Origin of the sequence: Halomonas sp. OfavH-34-E (genome assembly GCF_024124525.1) — a bacterium.
Taxonomy (GTDB): domain Bacteria; phylum Pseudomonadota; class Gammaproteobacteria; order Pseudomonadales; family Halomonadaceae; genus Halomonas; species Halomonas litopenaei.
In genome coordinates this window covers 20,101-40,316 of sequence record NZ_JAMXRY010000037.1, presented here as the reverse complement: position 1 = coordinate 40,316, position 20,216 = coordinate 20,101, and the positions used below count along the sequence as shown (strand labels likewise).

Sequence of the window (20,216 nt, the reverse complement as noted above, 5' to 3'; positions counted from 1 at the left end):
GATGAGTGCAGCAGCATCACGACACGACAAGGAGTCGAGCGGGGCCAGAGTAAAGATCTCCATCAAGAACGTCGGTATGGGGCGGCCCAGGGTGTGGTTATCTTCGGGTTTCGAGGATTTTAGGGCCGCCACTGCGGTCAGCCTGTCCTATGGCATGTTCTGGGTCGGGCTCAGCATCGCCGTCACGGCAGGGGCGCTGACGCTGGGACTGTGGCATTGGCTGTTGCCGCTGGTGGCCGGCTTCATGTTCATCGGGCCGTTGGTGGCGGTGGGCTCCTACGGGATCAGCAGGGCGCTGGAAGAAGGCCGCTCCCCGACGTTGGGGGATGCCTTTGGCGCCTGGCGCGGCCACACCGGGCAACTGGCCATGATGGGCGTGATGATGATGATCTTCTTTCTCGCCTGGATTCGCCTGGCCACCTTGCTGTTTGCCCTGTTCTTCGGTCTCCAGTCGCCGGATCCGTCCACGGTCTATGCGTCACTTCTGACCACGCCGGAAGGCCTCGGCATGCTGGTGGTGGGGCTGGCCTTTGGCTGTGTGCTGGCGTTTGGCGCCTTTTCCATCAGCGTGGTCGCGATTCCAACCCTGATGGATCAGGACCTGACGTTCATGGAGGGCATCGAGGCCAGTATTCGTTCGGTGGCACGCAATTTCCGACCGATGCTGCTGTGGGCAGCGATTCTCACCGGCTGCGTACTGGTGGGGATGGCCACCTTCTATATCGGGCTTGCCTTGATTCTGCCGGTACTGGGGCACGCGAGCTGGCACGCCTACGAAGACCTGGTGGTGTGCGAACGGCTGGACGACCCCGGCGCCTGAGGGCGGCAACCTGGTCCGCGAAGACGCCCCGACAGGGGGCGTTTTCCTGAACCAGCAAAGCTCGAGGGGCCCGCAGACTGACCTTTGGCGCTCGATCACGTAATCTACTCCTGCAGAAAGAGTCAGGAGACGTCATGCGGGTGCCAGCTTTCCTTTGCCAGGTGGGTGTCCTCCTGGGGCTGTTGGTAGCAGGGGGAATCGGCCAGGCCCATTCCCAGCCTCTGCCAGCTCCGGAGGGGCCTGTGCTGCTTAAAGTATCGGGCAATATCCAGAACACCAATGTGGATGCACAGCTTCTGCTGGATCGTGCCATGCTCGACGATCTGGAGAGTCGTGCGCTGGTGACCGATACCCCGTGGCATAGCCAGGCCAGCCGTTTCGAGGGGCCGCTGCTCCGCAGCGTGCTGGAATCCGCCGGTGTCACTGCCGACAGCATTCGCGTGCACGCCTTGAACGGCTTCGTGGCCGACATCCCGGTCTCCGATGCCTATCGCTATGACGTCATCCTGGCCATGAAGCAGGACGGCGAAGCGATGTCGGTGCGAAACTTCGGCCCGCTGTTCGTGTTGTACCCTTTCGATGATCATCCAGAACTACTTAACGAGTCGGTCCAGTTTCGCTCGGTGTGGCAGGTAGATGCCATCGAGGTCCCGTGATCAATGTCACCGGGAGATCGGTCGAAGGCCATCAGGAGGCAAGGCAGGGAGTGCAGCGCCCCAATACCATAGTGAGTGATCCCGGTGTATCGGCTGGTGTCGACCCGAACATTCTGCCAGCAGATTCCCGACCCAAGGAGGAGGGTGCTCGGCGCATCCGTTCCGTATGCGACGCTATCCTCTGAGACTGGTATTCAGCGCCGTGGCGGCACTGGCCTTCTTTGCCGCCGCCATGGTGGTGATCGGTCTGGTCGCCTGGCGCCATGACAATCTTTCCCACCAGGTGGTGGAGGATATCACCTGGCATTCCTACAAGCTGGACCGAGACGTGGTGTTGCTGCGCAATCACCTGTTGTTCGGGGAGCATGGCCCCGAACAGCTGGCCGGCTTCAGGCTCGAGTTCGACCTGTTGTTCAGTCGACTGAACCTGTTTCGCCACAGCGACATTCACGAGCTGGTCGAGGAGGCTCCGGCCGCGCGTCGCCAACTGTCGATCATCATCAGCCTGATGCAGGACCTGGATGCAGAGGTCAGTGCCCTGGCGTCCCTCGATAGCGAGGCAGAAGCCGTTCTTGACCAGCATCTTGCCGCGCTATCCACCGAGACCGAAAGGTTGATCATGGCCGTCAACGGCCATCTGGCCGAGATCAATACCGCAGAGCGTGTTCGTCTGCAGCGACTGTACCTGTTGCTGCTGGTGATGATCCTCGGTATGAGCCTGGCCGGAGGGGTCATGCTTGCCGTGCTTTTCAAGGAAGCCCGTGATAACGAGGCCTCGCGCAAGGCACTGGAGACGCTGAGCGGCGAACTGGAAATCAGTGCCCGGCGCGCCCAGTCCGCCAGTCAGGCCAAGTCCGACTTTCTGGCCACGGTGAGCCACGAGATCCGCACGCCGCTCAACGGCGTCATCGGCATGAGCGAACTGTTGCGTGATCTCGAACTGTCGGAGCCCGCCAGCCGCTACTCGCACACCATTCATGACAGCGCCCGCCAGCTGATGGGCATGATCGATGACATCCTCGACTTCTCCAAGATCGAGGCAGGACGCATGGAGCTGGATGTTCAGCCGGTGGCACTCGATGCCTTGATCGAAGATGCCCTGGAGCTGTTTCGTCCGCGCGCACTCGACAAGCGGTTGCGCTTGCTTGGCCACGTGGACGAGACGCTGCCGGCACGACTCCAGGGGGACCCGGGCCGGCTTCGACAGGTGCTGCTCAACCTGCTGGCCAACGCCATCAAGTTTACCGACCGCGGCATGGTGAGGCTGTCGGTAGCGCCTGTGGACGAGGGCTGGGTGCAGTTCGACGTGGTGGATACCGGTCAGGGCGTCGAGGCGTCCCTGCTGCCTCAGTTGTTCGAGCCCTTCCGCCAGGGCGATGCCTCCGTCGCCCGGCGCTATGGCGGCACCGGTCTGGGCCTTGCGATTTCCAAGCGCCTGGTAGTGGCCATGGGGGGCGAGATAGGGGTCGACAGCCGCCGAGGCAAGGGCAGTCGCTTCTGGTTCCGATTGCCGCTGGTGCCCTGTGACGAACCCCGCCGTCAACCGCTGACGGTGGCCAGGGCGCGCGCCCATCCCAAGCAGCTCGCCGAGGCGGATCTGCTGGTGGTGGAAGACAATCTGGTCAACCAGGAAGTGGCGATCGCGATGCTGGAACGCCTCGGCTGTTCGGCTACCCTGGCTTCCTGCGGCAAGGAAGCGCTGGCTCTCTGCTCACAGCGCCGTTTTGACCTGATATTGATGGATATCCAGATGCCTGACCTCGATGGTCGCGAGGTCACCCGACGCCTTCGCAGCTTTTCCGACTGGCGTAGTGAGGTTCCCGTGGTGGCGATGACCGCTGGTGGCGCCAGTCACGATGAGTCGGACTGCATGGCCGCCGGCATGAACGACTATCTGACCAAGCCGCTGTTGATGGGCACGCTGCTGATGGTGCTCAAGCGCCACCTGCTGGGAGAGTCCGAGACCTCGACGACTCCGAGGGGTATCACCTCACTGATCAATGCCGATACGCTCGATGCCCTGGACGAAGGGCTTGGGGGCGAGCGCCGGGATGCCCTGGTGGACCTGTTCGGGCGACAGGCGCGCGAACGCTTGCCGGAGATCCAGAGCGCCTACCGGCGAGGCGAGGAGGAGCCGCTGGCCCAACTGGCCCATCAGCTCAGGGGCGAGGCCGCCGGCGTCGGCGCCATGGCTCTGGCCGAGGCGGCGCGAGCGCTGGAGCGTTGTGCCCTGGATGGCTGCATCGAGGATGCCAGAGGCGTCATCGATGCGCTGCCTGAGCTGCTTGAACGCACCCTGGCGGCCTTTGCCCGCAGCGAGAGGCGCGCCTCCCAGACCTGAGGTCGGCTTCGGCGTCCCGCTGTGTTGCTGAGCTGTACTGCTCAGTTGTCGTGGGAAGGTGCCGTTTCAGTTGCCTTGGGGACGGGGACGCCGCCAGCGCGGATGTCGTGGCACCACCACCCGTTGAGCCCGGTATTCACCCCGCACCGCATCCATCGCCAGCGCCAGGGCCTGCTCGGCGATGCCCCGATGATCCTGGACGGCGGAGTTGACCGCCAGCGGCAGGAAGTCCAGCAGGCGGTTGTCGCCGAAACTCGCCATGGCCAGACGCGGGGGCAGGCCGCCGCGTGCAATCAATTCGTCCAGGGCGCCTTCCAGCAGAATGTAGGACGCGGTTACCAGGGCGTCGGGCAGTCCCTTCTTTTCGATATAGTCAGCCAGCAGCCTGGCGCCTTCCTCGCGGGCATAGTGGTCGCCGCTTTCCAGAGTGCACTCGAGCTCGCGTCCCTCCACGCCTGCGCGGAAGCCGGTGCGGCGCTCTTCGGTGATCGAAAGGTGCGGCACCGCATCGAGCCATAGCACGCTTTTGACTGCCGGCGTCATCAGCGAGCGTGTGAGCTGTTCGGCGGCCTCGCGGTCGTTGCTGACGACGCTGGCGAAGCTCGCCTCGGGCAGGCCCCGGTCGATGGCGATGATCGGCAAACCCTCGTGCATCAATTCGGTATAGAAGGACTCCGGCTGCGCCAGACAACTTGCCACGATCAACGCCTCGCAGCGTTGGGCGCGCAGTGACAGGGCCAGGTCCCGCTCGCTGTCGGGCTGGTCGTCGGAGCCGACGATCAGCAGCTGGTAGCCCTGGGCCCGCGCTCCGCGTTCCAGGTGCTTGGCCAGGCGGGCGTAGCTCGAGTTTTCCAGGTCCGGCACGATCAGCCCCAGGATGCGGCTGCTGCCGCGCCGCAGGGCCGCCGCCTGGGCATCGACACGGTAGCCATGCTCCGCCACCACCGCCATCACTCGGTCCACGGTGTCCTGACGAATACGGCGCTCCCTGGCCTTGCCATTGACGATGTAGCTGGCGGTGGTGCGGGAAACGCCGGCCAGGCGGGCAATTTCGGCCAAGGTCATGCGGGTGTCTCCATTGAAGGCGTCGGGCGTGGTCACGGCGACAAGGTGTCAATTCCCTCTAGTCTACCTGGCATGGCAGCAGTGTCCCCCTGCCAAAGTCGTAGCTTTTGCGACTTGCCATGTGCGCTGAATCGTACCAGCATTGTGGCATGGTGAAGTGACACGATTCAGCTTTCGAGCAATTTGCATTTGCCGAAGCCAGGTGATCCCAGCATCCGGTGTGCGCTGTATCTGTTGCATCCCGGCAGTGCCGGGGCGCTGGACCTCCTCGCCGACACCGTTCAACCGATACCGGTGAGGAAACGCTGCACCTCACCCAGGAGAGCCCTTCATGCTGACGCTGAACGCCGACGACATCCTGCTGGATTGTCGTGCCGAGAGCTGGCGCCACGCCCTCGACGCCGCCTTTGACACCCTGAAGGCGGCCAGCCTGGTCGATGACGGCTACCGCCAGGGCCTGGTCGATCGGGAGTCCCAGTCCTCTACCTGGCTTGGCAATGGCATCGCCATCCCCCACGGCACCCCCGAGAGTCGAGGCGCGGTGCGTCGCACCGGGGTGCGGGTGCTGCAGTTCCCCGAGGGCGTGCGCTGGCACGACGGCAACCTCGTTCATGTATTGGTGACCATCGCCGCCCAGAGTGATGAGCACCTGGATATCCTCAGAAGCCTGACCCACGTGCTCGACCGGGACGGTGTCTCCGAACGCCTGGCCCAGGCGAGCAGCGCCGAGGAGATCACCGAGCTGCTGGCTCGGCCGGTGGTTCGCCCGCGACTGGACCAGGACACCCTGGTGCTGGGCCATCGCGCCGACGACCTGCTCGATCTGGCGCTGGCCGGGGCTCAGCGGCTGCGCCAGCTGGCATTGGTCGATACCGCCTATCTTGCCGAGATGGTCACCTCCATGCCGACGCACCTGGGACGGGGGCTGTGGCTTGCGTCCAGCGAAGCCGGCGTGTCCACGCCGGCACTCGCTGCGGTGACGCCGGCCAAGCCCGTCCAGCATCAGGGCAGCGACGTCGAGGCGGTGTTGTGCCTGGCCTCCCATGGCGAGGCTGGACGCCCGCTGGCCGACGCCATCGTGTCGCTGGTGGCGTCACTGGATGAGTCCGACGTCGCCCATCTGCGCGAGCGGGACGCCGACGACTGGCTGGCGCTGCTGGCTGGCGAAGGTGGCTCGGCCCAGAGTCGTCGCGTACGCCTGCTCAACGCCCATGGGCTTCACGCGCGTCCGGCCAAGGTGCTGGTCCAGAAGGCACGCGAAAGCGGGGTCGCCGTGCAGGTGCGCCTGGCCGAGGGCAGCGGACGCCCGGTGTCGGCGGCGTCGCTGACCAAGGTGATCGGTCTTGGTGCCAGACGAGGACAGGAGCTGATCCTGTCGGCGCGAGGCGAGGGTGCCGAACAGGCGCTGACATCGCTGGTCGAGGCGATCAACGATGGTCTGGGGGAGCAGGTGACGCCACTGGCGTCTTCGGCTGTGTCGCAAGGCGAAGCCGAGCAGGCGGTCGCGGAGCCGGTGGCGGCAAGCATGCCGCCCGCCGACCAGCCGCTGGAAGCGGTGGCCGCATCGCCGGGACTCGCGGTGGCGCCGCTTTTCGTGATCAAGACCCCGGACTTCGACTATCCCCGCGAGGCGGCGGACTCCGCGTTAGAGCGACAGCGCCTCGAGCGGGCCATCGCCCAGGGCGGCGAGCAGCTCAAGGCCCTGATCGCCCGGACCGCCGGAGGCGAGGTCGCCGCCATTCTGTCGATGCATGAGGAAATGCTCGAAGACCCGGAACTGGCCCAGGCCGCGCGCGAGGGCATCGACGAGGGGCTTTCCGCCGAGGCCGCCTGGTGGCAGGCCATCGACGTCGCCGCCCGCGCCCAGGAACAGCTGGCCGATCGCCTGCTGGCCGAACGAGCCGCGGATCTGCGTGACGTCGGCCGTCGTGTGCTGGGTATCCTGTGCGACGTCGAGCTGCCCGAGCCGCCGGCCGTGCCTTACCTGCTGGTGACCGACGATATCGGTCCGTCCGATGTCGCCCGCCTGGACACCGAGCGGGTTCGCGGCATCCTCACCGCCCGGGGCGGCGCCACCGCCCACAGCGCGATACTCGCCCGGGCACTAGGGATACCGGCGGTAGTCGGTGCCGGTGCCGGCGTGCTGGCGCTCGAAAATGGCACTGAGATGCTGCTCGACGGCGATGAAGGCTGGGTCGTGCCGGCACCCTCGCAAGCGCGTCGCGAGCGCTTCGAGGCGCGCATGGAAGCGCTGGAGGCGCTCAAGGCACGTGCCTGGGACGCTCGCTTCGAGGACGCCCGGACCGAGGATGGTACCCGCGTGGAGGTGGTCGCCAACCTGGGCAATACCGCCCACGCCCGCGACGCCGTATCGCGCGGCGCCGAGGGGGTGGGGCTGCTGCGTACCGAGTTTTTGTTCATGGCCCACGCCTCGCTGCCGGACGTGGAGACCCAGGAGCGCGAATATCGCGAAGCCCTGGACGCTCTGGACGGCCGCCCGCTGGTGGCGCGGACCCTGGACGTGGGTGGCGACAAGCCGCTGGCTTACTGGCCACTGCCCCAGGAGGACAACCCCTTCCTCGGCCTGCGTGGCATTCGTCTGGCCCTCAGGCGTCCCCAGGTGCTGCGCGATCAGTTCAGCGCCCTGGTGAAGGCCGCCGACGGCCGGCCGCTGCGCATCATGCTGCCCATGGTCAAGGACCTGGATGAGTTCCGCGCCGCCCGTGCGATCTTCGATGAGGTGCTGCGCGAACTCGGCGTCAGCCGAGACGGCGACCGCCTGCAGCTGGGCGTGATGATCGAGGTGCCGTCCTGCGCGCTGCTGGCGCCGAGCCTGGCGCCCGAGGTCGACTTCTTCTCCATCGGCACCAACGACCTGACCCAGTACACCCTGGCCATCGACCGTGGTCATCCTGAGCTTTCCGGGGAGTCCGACGGCCTGCACCCGGCCGTGCTGCGGCTGATCCAGATGACCGTCCAGGCGGCTCATGCCCATGGCAAGTGGGTCGGCGTGTGCGGTGAGCTGGCCAGCGACCGCCAGGCGATTCCGGTGCTGGTTGGCCTCGGCATCGACGAGCTGTCGGTGAGCGCCCGCCAGGTACCCATGGTCAAGGCACGCCTGGCGTCGGTCTCCACCACCCGGGCCCGGGAACTCGCCGCCCTGGCATTGGCCGCTCCCACCGCCCGGGACGTGCGCAGAGAGCTGGAGGCGAACCAATGAGCGAGATATCCGGCAATGCCGTCAAGCCACCGGTGCTGACCATTTCGGCCAACCCGGCGCTGGACCTGTCTGTCGCTGTGGACCGGCTGACGCCAGGTGCGCTGCACCGCGCCGAGTCAGTCGAGCTGACCGCCGCCGGCAAGGGCGTCAACATGGCGCGGGTGCTCGCCGCCCTGGGCCACCCGGTCTGTGTCACCGGCTTTCTGGGCAGTGACAACGACTCGCCCTTCATCGATGCCTTCGCCGAGATGGGGGTCGAGGACGCCTTTGTGCGATTGCCCGGCGCCACCCGCATCAACACCAAGCTGAGCGAGGCCGACGGTCGCGTCAGCGATATCAATGCGCCGGGACTCAGCGTCGATGCCGACGCCTGGCAGCGCCTGATCGCCACCATCGAGGCGCGCCTGACGACGCCTGCGCTGCGCCCCGCCGCGGTAATGATCGGCGGCAGCCAGCCACCGGGAGTCGGCGCTTCGGCGCTGGCCGAACTGATCACTCGGATCAAGGCCACCGGCGTACCCGTGTGGGTGGACACCAGCGGCGAGGCGCTCAAGGCAGCGGTCAAGGCGGGGGCCGACGCGGTGAAGCCCAACCTGGAGGAGCTGGCCGACTGGGCGGATCGTGACATTGCAACAGACGTCGACGTTCAGCGTGCAGCCCTTGAGCTTTACGCCGCCGGCGTCGGCGACGTGCTGATTTCCGCCGGTGCCGACGGTGTGACCTGGCTGGGTCCGCATGGCCTGTGGCAGTCGCTGCCTCCTGCGGTCAGGGTGGCCAATACCGTATGTGCCGGCGATACCCTGTTTGCCGCCATGCTGCACGGCGTGCTGTGCGAGGCGCCTGTGGAACAGGCGCTGAGGTTTGCCACGGCGCTGTCCGCCGAGGCGGTGCGCCACACCGGCGTGGGCCGGGCCGACGCCTCCGATTTCACCGACCTTCTTTCCGACACCAGGGTGCGGCGCCTCAATGACGTCGAAGCCCGGGGAGTACTTGCATGAACGTGATCCTGTTGACGACCTGCCCCGGCGGCAGCGTCACGAGCTACCTGGCCGCCCAGCGCCTGACCCCTGCCGCCGAGGCCAAGGACTGGCAGCTCTCCACCGAGGTGCACTCGAGCCTGGCGCCGGTCGAGACCCTGTCCCACCAGACCCTGGCCGCGGCCGAGCTGGTGATCGCGGTGGGCGAACCCATCGCCGGGGCCCACCGCTTCAGCGGCAAGCGCCTGTATCGTGGCAGCCTGGAAGATGCCCTGAGCGACCCGTCGGACTTTCTCGAGCGGGCGGCCCGTGACGCCCAGGTGTTTACCCCCCTCAATGATGAGGCGGCCAGCGCTTCAGGGAATGGCCCCGTGGCTGCAGACGTCAGCGACGAGGCGCGCATCGTCGCGGTGACCGCCTGTCCCACCGGGGTCGCCCACACCTTCATGGCCGCCGAGGCACTGGCCGAGGCAGGGCGTGGGCTCGGCCATCAGGTACGCGTCGAGACCCAGGGCTCGGTGGGCGCTCAGGATCAGTTGACCGACGACGAGATCGCCCAGGCGGACCTGGTCATCCTGGCCTGCGATATCGAGGTCGATCCCACCCGATTTGCCGGCAAGCGGATCTACCGCACGTCCACCGGCAACGCCCTGAAGAAGTCGCGCCAGACCATCGAGGCGGCGCTGATCGAGGCCCAGGTGGAAAGCGCGGATGGTGGCGCCAGGGCCGAGTCTGCCAAGAGCTTCAAGGAGAAGGGCGTCTACAAGCACCTGCTGACCGGGGTGTCCTTCATGCTGCCCATGGTGGTAGCCGGGGGCCTCTTGATCGCGCTGTCCTTCGTCTTCGGCATCGAGGCCTTCAAGGAGGAGGGCACCCTGCCTGCCGCCTTGATGGAGATCGGTGGGGGCACCGCCTTCGCCCTGATGGTGCCGGTGCTGGCTGGCTACATCGCCTATTCCATCGCCGATCGGCCCGGCATCGCCCCGGGCATGATCGGCGGCATGCTGGCGTCGAACATCGGTGCCGGCTTCATCGGCGGTATCCTGGCGGGCTTTCTGGCCGGCTACGTGGCCAAGGCGGTGACCCGCTACGTCAAGCTGCCTTCCAGCGTCGAGTCACTCAAGCCGATCCTGATCATCCCGCTGGTCGCGAGTCTGGTCACCGGTCTGGTGATGATCTATGTGGTCGGTGAGCCGGTGGCCGGGGTGCTCGAGGCACTGACCGCCTTCCTCGAGAGCATGGGCTCCACCAATGCGGTGTTGCTGGGGATTCTGCTCGGCGCGATGATGTGCTTCGACCTGGGGGGGCCGGTCAACAAGGCGGCCTACACTTTTGGGGTGGGCCTGCTCGCCTCCGAGACCTACGCCCCCATGGCGGCGATCATGGCCGCCGGCATGGTGCCGGCGATCGGCATGGGCATCGCCACCTTCGTCGCCGGGCGCAAGTTTGCCGACCCCGAGCGCGAGGCCGGCAAGGCCTCCTTCGTGCTGGGGCTGTGCTTCATCAGCGAGGGCGCGATTCCCTTCGCCGCCAAGGACCCGCTGCGGGTGATTCCCATCAGCATGCTGGGCGGCGCCATCACCGGAGCCATCTCGATGCTGGTGGGCGCCAAGCTGATGGCCCCCCACGGCGGCGTATTCGTGCTGTTGATTCCAAATGCGATTACTCCAGTGTTGTGGTACCTGCTGGCGATCGTCGCGGGCTCGCTGGTGACCGGGCTCGGTTACGCCGCCATCAAGCGCGGCGAGACGGCCTCCATGCCGGTGGGCGAGGGGGCCTGATAAGGGGGGCTCGGCACTCACCGGCGGTTGACGGCCAGCAAGGTGCAGATGGCGTCCTGGGCGCCTCTCACTGGTGCACGATGAAGGGTATTGCTCAATGGCCCGGCCTGACAGGTCGGGCCATTTTTTTTGTTCCTGACCCTTTAACGAAATGATCGACTGGTATTTTGCTGGATTCTCAGTAAAAAGACGGAAAAATTCCGAGCGCATGGCATAATGGCGCGCTTCTTGCCTCATGCTAGGCAGGACCCGGAGCAGGTGGCGACCCCACCTCAGCCGGGACAGGGCCTTACCGGGCCCAGGCGGCCCCCACCCGGGGCCTAACAAGGACGACCGTTTTCTTGTGAAGGCCGGCGAAAGTCGGCGCGAGCAGGCACGAGGCGGTACGTCCGATTGATGAGGAGATCCCATGTCAAGCGAACCCGTGACTCTCATGGTGGCCCGCCGCGTGGCGCGTGGACGCTACCGCGACTTCACCCTGTGGCTCGATGAAGGCCGCGAGCTGGCGGCGGACTTTCCCGGCTATCTCGGCTCCGGCATCCTGGCGCCGCCCCCCGGCGACGACGAGTATCAGCAAATTACCGCAACCTATACCATGTTATATCGACATAAATCGTTGATTTAAATGGCTAATTTTTGATGTAACAGTTTTATAATGATTTATTCCCAAATTCCGCGGTTGTTAAGCTTTTTTGATCTAACTTTGGAGCTGTAAGCTTGGGCAGTCCACGTCGAATGCACCCCCCATCAGCACAGCCTGAAGTACTTCATCCGACCACCGCCAGCCAGAGATGGTAGGCAGGACGGCTTTCGACCAAAAGCGGTCGTTGATACTTCGCTGATATTAACGCCTTGCTCACCGGAAAATTAGGAGCGCAGCGAGTAATTTTTACGAGTGCAGCAAATTGTTATACATCACTCTGACTAACACTGTTCGCCGCCTCAAGCCTTCGTTCGTAGTCTCTAGCTGCTTCATTTAGCACGTCCCTTATGACACGAACATGCCAAACCCTGCCAAGATCTGACTGCGAGTTAACTCTACCCGAATAAATTCCCAGAAACTCCCAAACGACGTTACCGCTTTGTGTGAAATGAACTTTTCCATCCTTAAAGTGACGATATCCCGTCGGCCTGTAAGCTATTACAGGCGATCCAGATTGCCCCTGGCGCGTCCTGCAATCTATAAGGAATACAGGATTTTCAGGCTCAATAAGAGATAATTCTTGAGCCAGAAATCCTGTTGCCCAAACCGGAAGTTTTCCCTGAGAAGAAATGCCGAAAGGAAAACCAATTACACTAAGTGGTTCTGCTGGATCAATAGCTAGATTGACGTTATCTAGATCTGATTCCATATAGTAAGGAAGCCTACAGACATCATCACCCCAATTAAGATTCAGAGCTATCACATCCGCTCTTTCTCCCAGCACGGGATGCTCAATCCAATAAGGCGATCCATCTTCTCGGTATAGAGGAAGCCTGACCCGTTTCCACTCCTCGCCTATTTTCGATTGGTCATGAGTATTCTTATGGAAGTGAATAACTATGGCATCAGGGACAGCTGCATATTTTTTGTCCAGGCACTCACTAGTATCCTGATGTCGACCAGTAACGTTATGCCTATTAGTTATTAATGCACAATGTGACGCCCTTGTGTTTGCAGCCAAAAATGCTGTTCCCGAACTAAGCAACGTATCTCCAAAATACATTTCGATAAAAAGCGACTTAGCAGTTGGCAAGGTTATATTCATGTGATCTCTACTTTTTATAATTCATCGAGCCCGGCTGCGCATAATTCTAGCGCAACATGCGCGGCTACGAAATGGAGCCGAAGCCGCAATTTAGCTTAGCCTTGACACATTTAATAGTTCGCTTCCTGCAACGTATTTTCAATGCTATCGGGCTGAAAATCATTATCTATAGCCTGTTGAGCACGAGTTAGATCATAGTCAGGAGCTTCCCTCACCCCGACACGCCGTCGTTCTGAATCCACTTTCCAGAACTCAACGTGCTCTATGTTCCGGAGTCGAGGCTCCATGAATAAGGAAAAGTCGAGCGTATATGCTTCAAATCTGCCTTTTCTTCCGGAGGCAGCTGAGGTATCTGGCTCAACCACATGAATAAGCTTAAAATCCATAAGTTGGAGGATCAGCTCGTGAACACTAAACAACCTTTGCGCTTGTTCCTGAGAAACCAGAAAGGCCGTCTTCTTCTTTTCTCTTAAACAGAAAGAAATTATATCTTGATACACTTTTTCTAATGGAGAAGAGTCAGAACTCGCCTCTTCCTTAAGATTGTTTAACTTCGTCCGATACGAAAGTCTGCTTGCACCTTTCCAAATATAGGTTGGTGTCAGCCATCGATCTTGGTCATCTGCGTTAGCTGTCGAAATTGCCTCAACAAATATATTTAGAAAATCTCGTGGAACCCCTCCTGACGCTAGCACCAACGAGTGAAAGGCATCAGGATTAAAAAGAGTGTCCTTTGGGTTATCAACTCCGGCTGTGTACGATAGTGCGGCGAGCATTTCGGCGAGGTATTCGCTCGTGGCATCTAAATCTTCTAAAGTTCTATCAAGATTGATCTCCTCGACGTCCTGATGGAGCTCTATACCTATTGTTTGTTCGCCGTTTCTTATTATAGATGTCCTATGCCGAACCGTTCCTATTTTTAGGTAAAAGTTTGTCCCACGAAGCAACCGATGAAGATAATCTATGACATCTGGCTGACGATTCCTTGGTATAAGATAAAAGTCATCAAGCAGTATGAACGTTGAGTCATAGCTAGATTTATCCAAGGATTCCGAAAGTGACTTCTTGTAATCACTCAGATAACGCTCCAAATGATCAAGTTTCCGCTCTTTGAAATCACTTTGTTTCTCTTGACTATCTGAACGCTTGCTATGGAACTTAGCAGTTCCCTTTTCAAAACCACCGCCATGTTCAGAATTTCTTCCATCAGTTTGCCTGACTTGAGCTTCTTCGGCTTGTGCAAGAATTTTTCGTAAATCGTCAATGTTCTTCTGTACCGAATTCGGCCTTCTTAACATTCTTCGCCACGAGCTACTAGCCGCGGGCATATTCTCAAATATTCGAAGTAGCAGCCTGACTAGAAGATCAGGATACGTAAGCCGCTTGAACTCATCGCCCTCAATATAGATTGGCAGTATTCCATTGCTAGCGTTTTTGTCGTTTAAGAAATGGACAAAAAGACACGACTTCCCCGACCCCCTGCGGCCAAACACTATCTGATGTTGCTTGGCCCGGAATCTTTCCAAATGACCAGATACGTCCACGTAGTCTGGATCGTGGTTTGGCCTAATACGAAAGGAGTCTTTGACTAGGTTAGTAAGTATTGAAACTTCTTGACTACGAAGCACCTGTATCTCCATTTGTATAACTGTTCAGCATTTCTTCGCCGTGCAGAGCATGGCGTATAAGTGCCTGTTGGACTCAGCCGCCCATCAGTCTGCTGCGCCGGTTCTATAAGGTATTGCATTGCCTGCGGTACGCTCGTCTCCTGCGTATGCTGCCTTTGCCAGCAGGGGCAGGGCCGCTTTGGATCGCCCCGCGACTGGTAGCGAAGTCAGGCCCACGCTAGGCATGGATTGAGCCATACTTTCCACTCCACCTGTAGAGAACCATGACATGAATGCTTCAACAACTGCAATTCGTGAGCCCTGTAACAGAGGCAAGCTGGTCGGTCAGAAAACACCGCTTCGCTTAAAAGACATCTGGGCCATTCGTGTTCGGCTGCAGCTCGCCGGGAAGACACGCGATCTAGCGCTATTTGACCTAGCGCAAGCTGAGGGCCTGCGACCTGGTCACTTTACGTGTCCGTGATATTTCTCATGGCGAGCGCGTATCACCAAGGTCTATCGTAATGCAGAGGAAGACACAACAGCCAGTGCAATTTGAGATAATCGAGCAGCCACGCGAGGCCTTAGCCGATTAGATTCGGTGCGCCCGGCTTCGAAGCGAGAACAATTTGTTTCCGAGCCGCCTCAGTAGCTCAGAGCACCTGTCAACACGACAGTATGCTCGTATCGTCAAAGCTTGGGTAATCTCTATTGGACTGGATCCTTCAATCTATGGCACGCATACGCTGCGCCATTCAAAGGCATCGCTGATATACCGTCGGACGAAAAACCTGAGAGCCGATCAGCTGCTCTTGGGTCATACGAAGCTGGAAAGTATTATCCGATACCTTGGGATAGAGGTAGGTGATGCTTTAGATATGGCTTAACCAACAGAAGCATAGGAAGAGCAGAGGCGGTCTGATTTGGACCGCCTCTGCCGGCCAATAGCGGACTATTGATAGCTTTCACTCTGCCGCCCACACTCCTGTGTGTCCAGCCCTTGTTGGCGGACTCCGCGAATTTGGCAAAGCTGACGTATTCACCGCGTAATGCAAGTTTGCTGCGCGGAACTCGTCTGGAAGTGCCACAGTCACTTTAGTTGGCTGGTACGTTGGTTAAAATCGGCACCGAAGCGACAGTCTCGGTACTGTCGAGGGCTCTAGCCTCCCAAAGAAGTAGATCAGCAATAAAAACGCGACAAAAGCGTGTAATCCAGTGATTGGACGACCAGGCCTGTTCATGTCAAACTAATGCTGGTATCGGCCTACATCACATTTTATGGGTGTTGTCGAATGCGAGAAAGGACGAAAGCATAATTGCATGGCTCTACTATAGCTGCCAGCCTCATGGCGACTGCTGGTCCTGCGGCCCTTGGCCAAATGAGCCGATTACAGCTACTCTCAGCTGAGAGATAATGAGAGGCATATTTTATGCGCACGCTGAAGCTGGATCTTGAGTATTGTTACGGAATTCGAAAACTGGAACAAGTTTTCGATTTCAAGAAATACAATGCCGTTGCCTTATACGCCCCGAACGGAACCATGAAATCGTCGCTCGCGAAAACGCTACAGGACATTGCTGATAAGAAAAAATCCTCCGACAAAATGTTCCCGGACCGCCCTACGAAACGGTCGGTGCTGGACGAGAACGATGCCGAGCTGGACCCGGAATCCATCCTGGTCATTCAGCCCTATGATGAAGACTTCGGCAGCAGTGAAAAGATCTCAACCCTTCTCGTGAATACGGCTCTGCGAAAGGAGCACCAGGAACTCAATCAAGGCGTTGAGGATGCGAAAAAGACGCTTCTCGCCGCGTTGAAAGACCAGTCAGGGTCGAAGAAGGAGCTCGCTGCTGAAATCTCTTCAACCTTCACCAAAACCCCTGATCAGTTTCTCATGGCGATCAGTGGAGTCGCTACTGAAGTCCAAGAACAGACGGAAGCGCCGTTCGCCGACATCCCATATGATCTCGTCTTCGACCCAAAGGTTGTCGAGATGCTCCAGCAGGCTCAGGTACGCGAGGCACTCCAGGAGTACATCAAGCGTTTCAATGAACTCATTGACCAGTCCCAGTATTTCAAGCGCGGGAAGTTCACGTATTACAATGCCGGCGTGATTGGAAAGGCACTCGCCGATAACGGCTTCTTCGACGCCGCGCACAGTGTGAGGCTCAACGCGGGAGAGATGGTCGAAATCACATCAAGAAAGCAACTTGAGGAACTTGTCGAGGCCGAGAAAGAGGGCATTACGTCAGATGTGGATCTGCGCAATAAATTCCACTCGGTCGAAAAACTCCTCCATAAGAACGCCAATGTCAGGGACTTCAACTCTTTCGTCGCTGATCATGAAGACATTCTCCCCGCCCTCGCGAATGCTACCGACTTCAAGGAGCAAGTCTGGAAGAGCTACTTCGTGAAGCACCACGATGCCTTTAATCATCTTGTCAAGGAAATCCACGCTGCTGAGGAAAGGAGGAAGGAGATTGAGGAGGCAGCCCGCAATGAAAGGACGGAATGGCAGGAGGTCATCGACATCTTCAATGAGCGCTTCTTCGTTCCGTTCGAGCTAAAGGTCAAGAACCTAGTCTCTGTGATGCTTAACGAAGATAAGATCCCCAAGTTAGGCTTTACTTTCAAGGAAGGCAATGACCGGAAGGATGTCGAGAGGGATGCTCTACTGGAGGTCCTCAGCACCGGGGAACGAAAAGCATTCTACATCCTGAATATTATATTTGAGATCCAAGCACGTCGGAAGGCTGGGCAGCGAACGTTGATCATCGTTGACGATGTCGCCGACTCCTTCGACTACAAGAACAAATATGCGATAATTCAATATCTCAAAGATATCGCTGAAGATGAAAACTTTCGCCAAGTGATCCTTACGCACAACTTCGATTTTTTCAGGACGATTCAAAGTCGTTTCGTCAACTACAAATCGTGCTTCATGGTAGCGAGGAAGGAAGACGGAATCGAGATTAATAAGGCGATAGGGATCAAGAATATCTTTGTCAACGACTGGAAGGTCCATTTCGGAAATGAGCCAAAAAAGCGGATTGCCACTATACCGTTCATGCGAAACTTGGTGGAATTCACGAAGGGCAAGGAAAATGCTGACTACTTGACGTTGACATCGCTTCTTCATATCAAAGTCGGGACTCCGGGCATCCAAGACACTGATCTTTTCGATATCTACCAGACGATTTTCGGCGGCACCCCTGCGAACTTCACACCGTCCAGAGGTTCAGTGCTTGATCTAATCTACCAGGAAGCGGACGACTGTCTACAAGACGGTGATGCAGCCAACTTTGAAAACAAGATCGTCCTCTCAATCGCGACTAGGTTAAGGGCAGAACAGTATATGCTTGAGCGGATCAAAGACCCGACACTGCCCGGAGAAATAACTGGCAATCAGACAACGGAGCTGCTAAAACGATTTCGTAAAGATTTTCCTCGCGACCCTGCCATCCCGACAATTGATCGAGTGGTTCTCATGACCCCGGAGAATATCCACCTGAACTCCTTCATGTATGAGCCCATCCTTGACATGTCAGACGAGCATCTCCGTAAAATTTACAGTGACGTGAAAGCGCTCTAACGAGACCTTCCGAGGATGAGGGCATATTCCCTTCAAGCATGAGTGACTGTTACGCAGCCAGGCACCCAGCACTCTATTATCAACGCAGCAACTGAAGACACCGAGTTTATATGCCAAAAACAAACGCTCCTACAGAGTCAGAAACCAACACAGCAGCAACTCTGCTGGCTGTCGCTAGCGATTATCCTCTGCACAAATTGGGTTGGAAAGCCTTTCAGGATCTCTGCGTTGGGGTGGCTGAGGAATGCCTTCGCAGGCCGGTCCAGAACTTCCTGCCCGGTAACGATGCCGGACGTGATGGAGCGTTTGTGGGTCGTTGGGAAGGTGACGACCCCGCTGCGGGCGAGTCAACTATCCAATGCAAGTTCACCTCCAAGGAAGGAAGGAATCTTAGCCTTTCTATGTTAAGTGATGAACTTGCCAAGGCTGAAAGACTTGCCAAAAAGGGACTGGCCCACGATTACATTATCCTGACAAACCATGCGATCACCGGGGAAAGCGAACTCGCTATCCGCGACGCTTTTCAATGCGCTGGGGTTGGTCGATGTCGTATTTATGGCAGCGACTTTATTAACCGACAGATACGTACCTCTTCACGACTCCGAATGATGGCACCGCGTCTCTACGGGCTTGGGGACCTCAACGATGTGCTCGATGCGCGTGCTTATGCACAGGCTCAGTTGATCCTCAGCGCAATGGGCGAGGATTTGCAAAGGCTTGTCGTAACTGAGGCTCATCGCCGAAGTGTGCGGGCGATTAGTCAACACAATGTGGTGCTTCTACTCGGTCCGCCTGCATCAGGAAAATCAACTATTGGCGCGAGCATCGCAGTTGGAGCGTCCGATATATGGCGTAGTTCGACCATACGAGCCGCATCACCTGAAGACGTTCAGCGGCATTTGAGCCCTGATGTTGCGCAGTTTTTCTGGATCGATGATGCGTGGGGCAACACCCAGTATCAGCGCCAAAAAGCGGAGGCATGGAATCAGGTTTTCCCTCTGATGCAGGGCGCAATGAAACGAGGCACTAGGTTTCTAATCACATCACGCGACTACATTTGGGAAGCAGCTAAAGCTGACCTTAAGCTCCAGGCTATTCCGGTGATGAAAACGAGTAAGGTTGTCATTGATGTTCAAGAGTTAAGCAACGCCGAGAAGGCTCAAATCCTCTACAACCACCTCAAATTTGGCGATCAGAGTCGTCATTTTATATCTGCTATCAAGGAATATCTTCCGGCCATAGTTGAGCGCGAAAGTTTCCTGCCGGAGACTGCACGCCGTATTGGGTCAAGCTTCTTTTCAGGCAATCTTAATGTAAATAAATCTGCTGTAATTGATTTTTTTGACAAACCGGAGCAATTTCTATTCGACACCATCTCAAATATTTCGAATGACTGCATAGCCGCAATTGCGTCTATATTTCTCAATGGTGGCATTGTCCGCTCCCCCGTAATTTCTTCGACTATTTCAACCGCCGTGAGTGCCTTTGGTAGTACGGAGGCCGCGACGCGGAGTGAGTTGCAAGCTCTAAACGGCTGTTTGTTGCTGTTGGCAGAAGACGAGCATGGTTCATATTGGACATACAAGCATCCTACTGTGAGTGATGCATTTGCGCGCTATCTTGCGCAATCTCCAGAGCTCGTTGAACTCTACCTCCGCGGAGCAAAGCCGGAAACCATCCTGCACGCTGTCGTCTGCCCCGGAGTGACGATAAAAGGTGCGACAATGGTGGTCCCTGCAACTCTCTACGAGCTTCTTTTTGAGAGGATCGGAAACCTGCAAGCAAACTTACTACGAACTTTCGTGTCCTACCGTTCGAATGCTGCGTTCTCACAAATCATGCTGACTCATAGGCCCGATATTCTGGAAGGTGCGCAAACTTTCGTCTCGCCTATCGACGAAGACTCCGATGCGAGACTTCTTGTGAGCCTGCATCGGCAAAAGGTTTTGCCCAGCGATTGGCGTGATCATCTCGTATCCGAGCTTCTTTCAGCCCTAGTAAACGAAGCCGACTCAACTGTTTTTGAAACAGACTACGTAGACACTATACTCACGGATCACGAAATACAGCAAGCAGTTGTACTTGCCCGAGATAAAGTCCTGACTAACATTCCCTACTATGTGAGTGAAGCGCGACTATATTGGTCAAACGAATACCCTCCAGATGATCATTTCTCTAGCTTGGAAACAGCGATTCAGACGATCAGCCTTGCTGTCGATCAGGCAGGGCCAGGAGCCCCGTATCCAGACCCTATGCCTATTTTTTACCAGGAAGTCAGCCGCGCTATTGAAGAAATGGAGGAAGACTACGAACCTCAGTCATCAACGTCAGCGCCAGTCGCTGCATCTACTCCTCAGAACGCAGTTCTTCACAACCTTTTTAGGGATGTGGACGAGTGAGCCGATTCC

General features: G+C 58.4%; 12 protein-coding genes and 1 pseudogene. 10 read left to right on the top strand and 3 right to left on the bottom strand.

The annotated features are described in order from the left end of the window. Position 1 precedes the first annotated feature (1 nt). From NH448_RS15920 to NH448_RS15910, 3 genes are all read left to right on the top strand, one after another. On the top strand, positions 2–820 hold the full coding sequence (locus tag NH448_RS15920) for a DUF2189 domain-containing protein (RefSeq protein WP_045994083.1): 819 nt from the start codon (positions 2–4) through the stop codon (positions 818–820). A 242-nt stretch (positions 821–1,062) separates the two neighbouring features. After that, a complete protein-coding gene (locus NH448_RS15915) occupies positions 1,063–1,476 on the top strand; it encodes a molybdopterin-dependent oxidoreductase (RefSeq protein WP_231498610.1) in 414 nt (137 codons plus the stop codon). Positions 1,477–1,642: 166 nt separating this feature from the next. Continuing rightward, a complete protein-coding gene (locus NH448_RS15910) occupies positions 1,643–3,817 on the top strand; it encodes an ATP-binding protein (RefSeq protein WP_045994081.1) in 2,175 nt (724 codons plus the stop codon). Between the two features lie 66 nt (positions 3,818–3,883). Here the strand turns inward: NH448_RS15910 and cra are convergent, their stop codons facing one another. Next, entirely contained in the window at positions 3,884–4,882 is a 999-nt protein-coding gene (gene cra / locus NH448_RS15905; RefSeq protein WP_045994080.1) for a catabolite repressor/activator, read from the bottom strand. Between the two features lie 331 nt (positions 4,883–5,213). Here cra and ptsP point away from each other — a divergent pair, with 331 nt between their 5' ends. The 4 genes and pseudogenes from ptsP to NH448_RS15885 all read left to right on the top strand — a co-directional run. Next, positions 5,214–8,102 (top strand): phosphoenolpyruvate--protein phosphotransferase, encoded by a 2,889-nt coding sequence (ptsP, locus tag NH448_RS15900; protein WP_045994079.1) that lies wholly within the window; start codon positions 5,214–5,216, stop codon positions 8,100–8,102. After that, a complete protein-coding gene (locus NH448_RS15895) occupies positions 8,099–9,100 on the top strand; it encodes a 1-phosphofructokinase family hexose kinase (protein WP_045994078.1) in 1,002 nt (333 codons plus the stop codon). The genes ptsP and NH448_RS15895 overlap by 4 nt, the downstream gene beginning before the upstream one ends. After that, positions 9,097–10,860, top strand: coding sequence for a PTS fructose-like transporter subunit IIB (locus NH448_RS15890; RefSeq protein WP_045994077.1), 1,764 nt, complete (start codon positions 9,097–9,099; stop codon positions 10,858–10,860). The genes NH448_RS15895 and NH448_RS15890 overlap by 4 nt, the downstream gene beginning before the upstream one ends. A gap of 409 nt (positions 10,861–11,269) precedes the next feature. Then, positions 11,270–11,434 (top strand): annotated as a pseudogene (locus tag NH448_RS15885) (antibiotic biosynthesis monooxygenase); the annotation flags it as partial. A gap of 334 nt (positions 11,435–11,768) precedes the next feature. On the opposite strand, the gene NH448_RS15880 reads toward NH448_RS15885, so the two are convergent. Both NH448_RS15880 and NH448_RS15875 read right to left on the bottom strand, forming a co-directional pair. After that, on the bottom strand, positions 11,769–12,608 hold the full coding sequence (locus NH448_RS15880) for a hypothetical protein (protein WP_253029012.1): 840 nt from the start codon (positions 12,606–12,608) through the stop codon (positions 11,769–11,771). A 110-nt stretch (positions 12,609–12,718) separates the two neighbouring features. Then, positions 12,719–13,906 (bottom strand): hypothetical protein, encoded by a 1,188-nt coding sequence (locus NH448_RS15875; RefSeq protein WP_253029011.1) that lies wholly within the window; start codon positions 13,904–13,906, stop codon positions 12,719–12,721. Between the two features lie 938 nt (positions 13,907–14,844). Between NH448_RS15875 and NH448_RS15870 the strand changes: the two genes are divergently transcribed. The 3 genes from NH448_RS15870 to NH448_RS15860 all read left to right on the top strand — a co-directional run bounded on the left by NH448_RS15870 (position 14,845) and on the right by NH448_RS15860 (position 20,207). Next, positions 14,845–15,102, top strand: a complete 258-nt coding sequence (locus NH448_RS15870) for a tyrosine-type recombinase/integrase (RefSeq protein WP_253029010.1) — start codon at positions 14,845–14,847, stop codon at positions 15,100–15,102. A 543-nt stretch (positions 15,103–15,645) separates the two neighbouring features. Then, a complete protein-coding gene (locus tag NH448_RS15865) occupies positions 15,646–17,808 on the top strand; it encodes a hypothetical protein (RefSeq protein ID WP_253029009.1) in 2,163 nt (720 codons plus the stop codon). A 110-nt stretch (positions 17,809–17,918) separates the two neighbouring features. Continuing rightward, positions 17,919–20,207 carry a hypothetical protein gene (locus NH448_RS15860; RefSeq protein ID WP_253029008.1) on the top strand — a complete coding sequence of 763 codons (2,289 nt, stop codon included), beginning with the start codon at positions 17,919–17,921 and terminating at the stop codon, positions 20,205–20,207. The last annotated feature ends 9 nt before the right edge of the window (positions 20,208–20,216 follow it).

Bases quoted from the DNA above. Each gene is read 5' to 3' on its own strand.
- NH448_RS15920 (WP_045994083.1), top strand. From the start codon at position 2: ATGAGTGCAGCAGCATCACGACACGACAAGGAGTCGAGCGGGGCCAGA.
- NH448_RS15910 (WP_045994081.1), top strand. From the start codon at position 1,643: ATGCGACGCTATCCTCTGAGACTGGTATTCAGCGCCGTGGCGGCACTG.
- cra (WP_045994080.1), bottom strand. From the start codon at position 4,882: ATGACCTTGGCCGAAATTGCCCGCCTGGCCGGCGTTTCCCGCACCACC.
- ptsP (WP_045994079.1), top strand. From the start codon at position 5,214: ATGCTGACGCTGAACGCCGACGACATCCTGCTGGATTGTCGTGCCGAG.
- NH448_RS15895 (WP_045994078.1), top strand. From the start codon at position 8,099: ATGAGCGAGATATCCGGCAATGCCGTCAAGCCACCGGTGCTGACCATT.
- NH448_RS15890 (WP_045994077.1), top strand. From the start codon at position 9,097: ATGAACGTGATCCTGTTGACGACCTGCCCCGGCGGCAGCGTCACGAGC.
- NH448_RS15880 (WP_253029012.1), bottom strand. From the start codon at position 12,608: ATGAATATAACCTTGCCAACTGCTAAGTCGCTTTTTATCGAAATGTAT.
- NH448_RS15875 (WP_253029011.1), bottom strand. From the start codon at position 13,906: ATGTTAAGAAGGCCGAATTCGGTACAGAAGAACATTGACGATTTACGA.
- NH448_RS15865 (WP_253029009.1), top strand. From the start codon at position 15,646: ATGCGCACGCTGAAGCTGGATCTTGAGTATTGTTACGGAATTCGAAAA.
- NH448_RS15860 (WP_253029008.1), top strand. From the start codon at position 17,919: ATGCCAAAAACAAACGCTCCTACAGAGTCAGAAACCAACACAGCAGCA.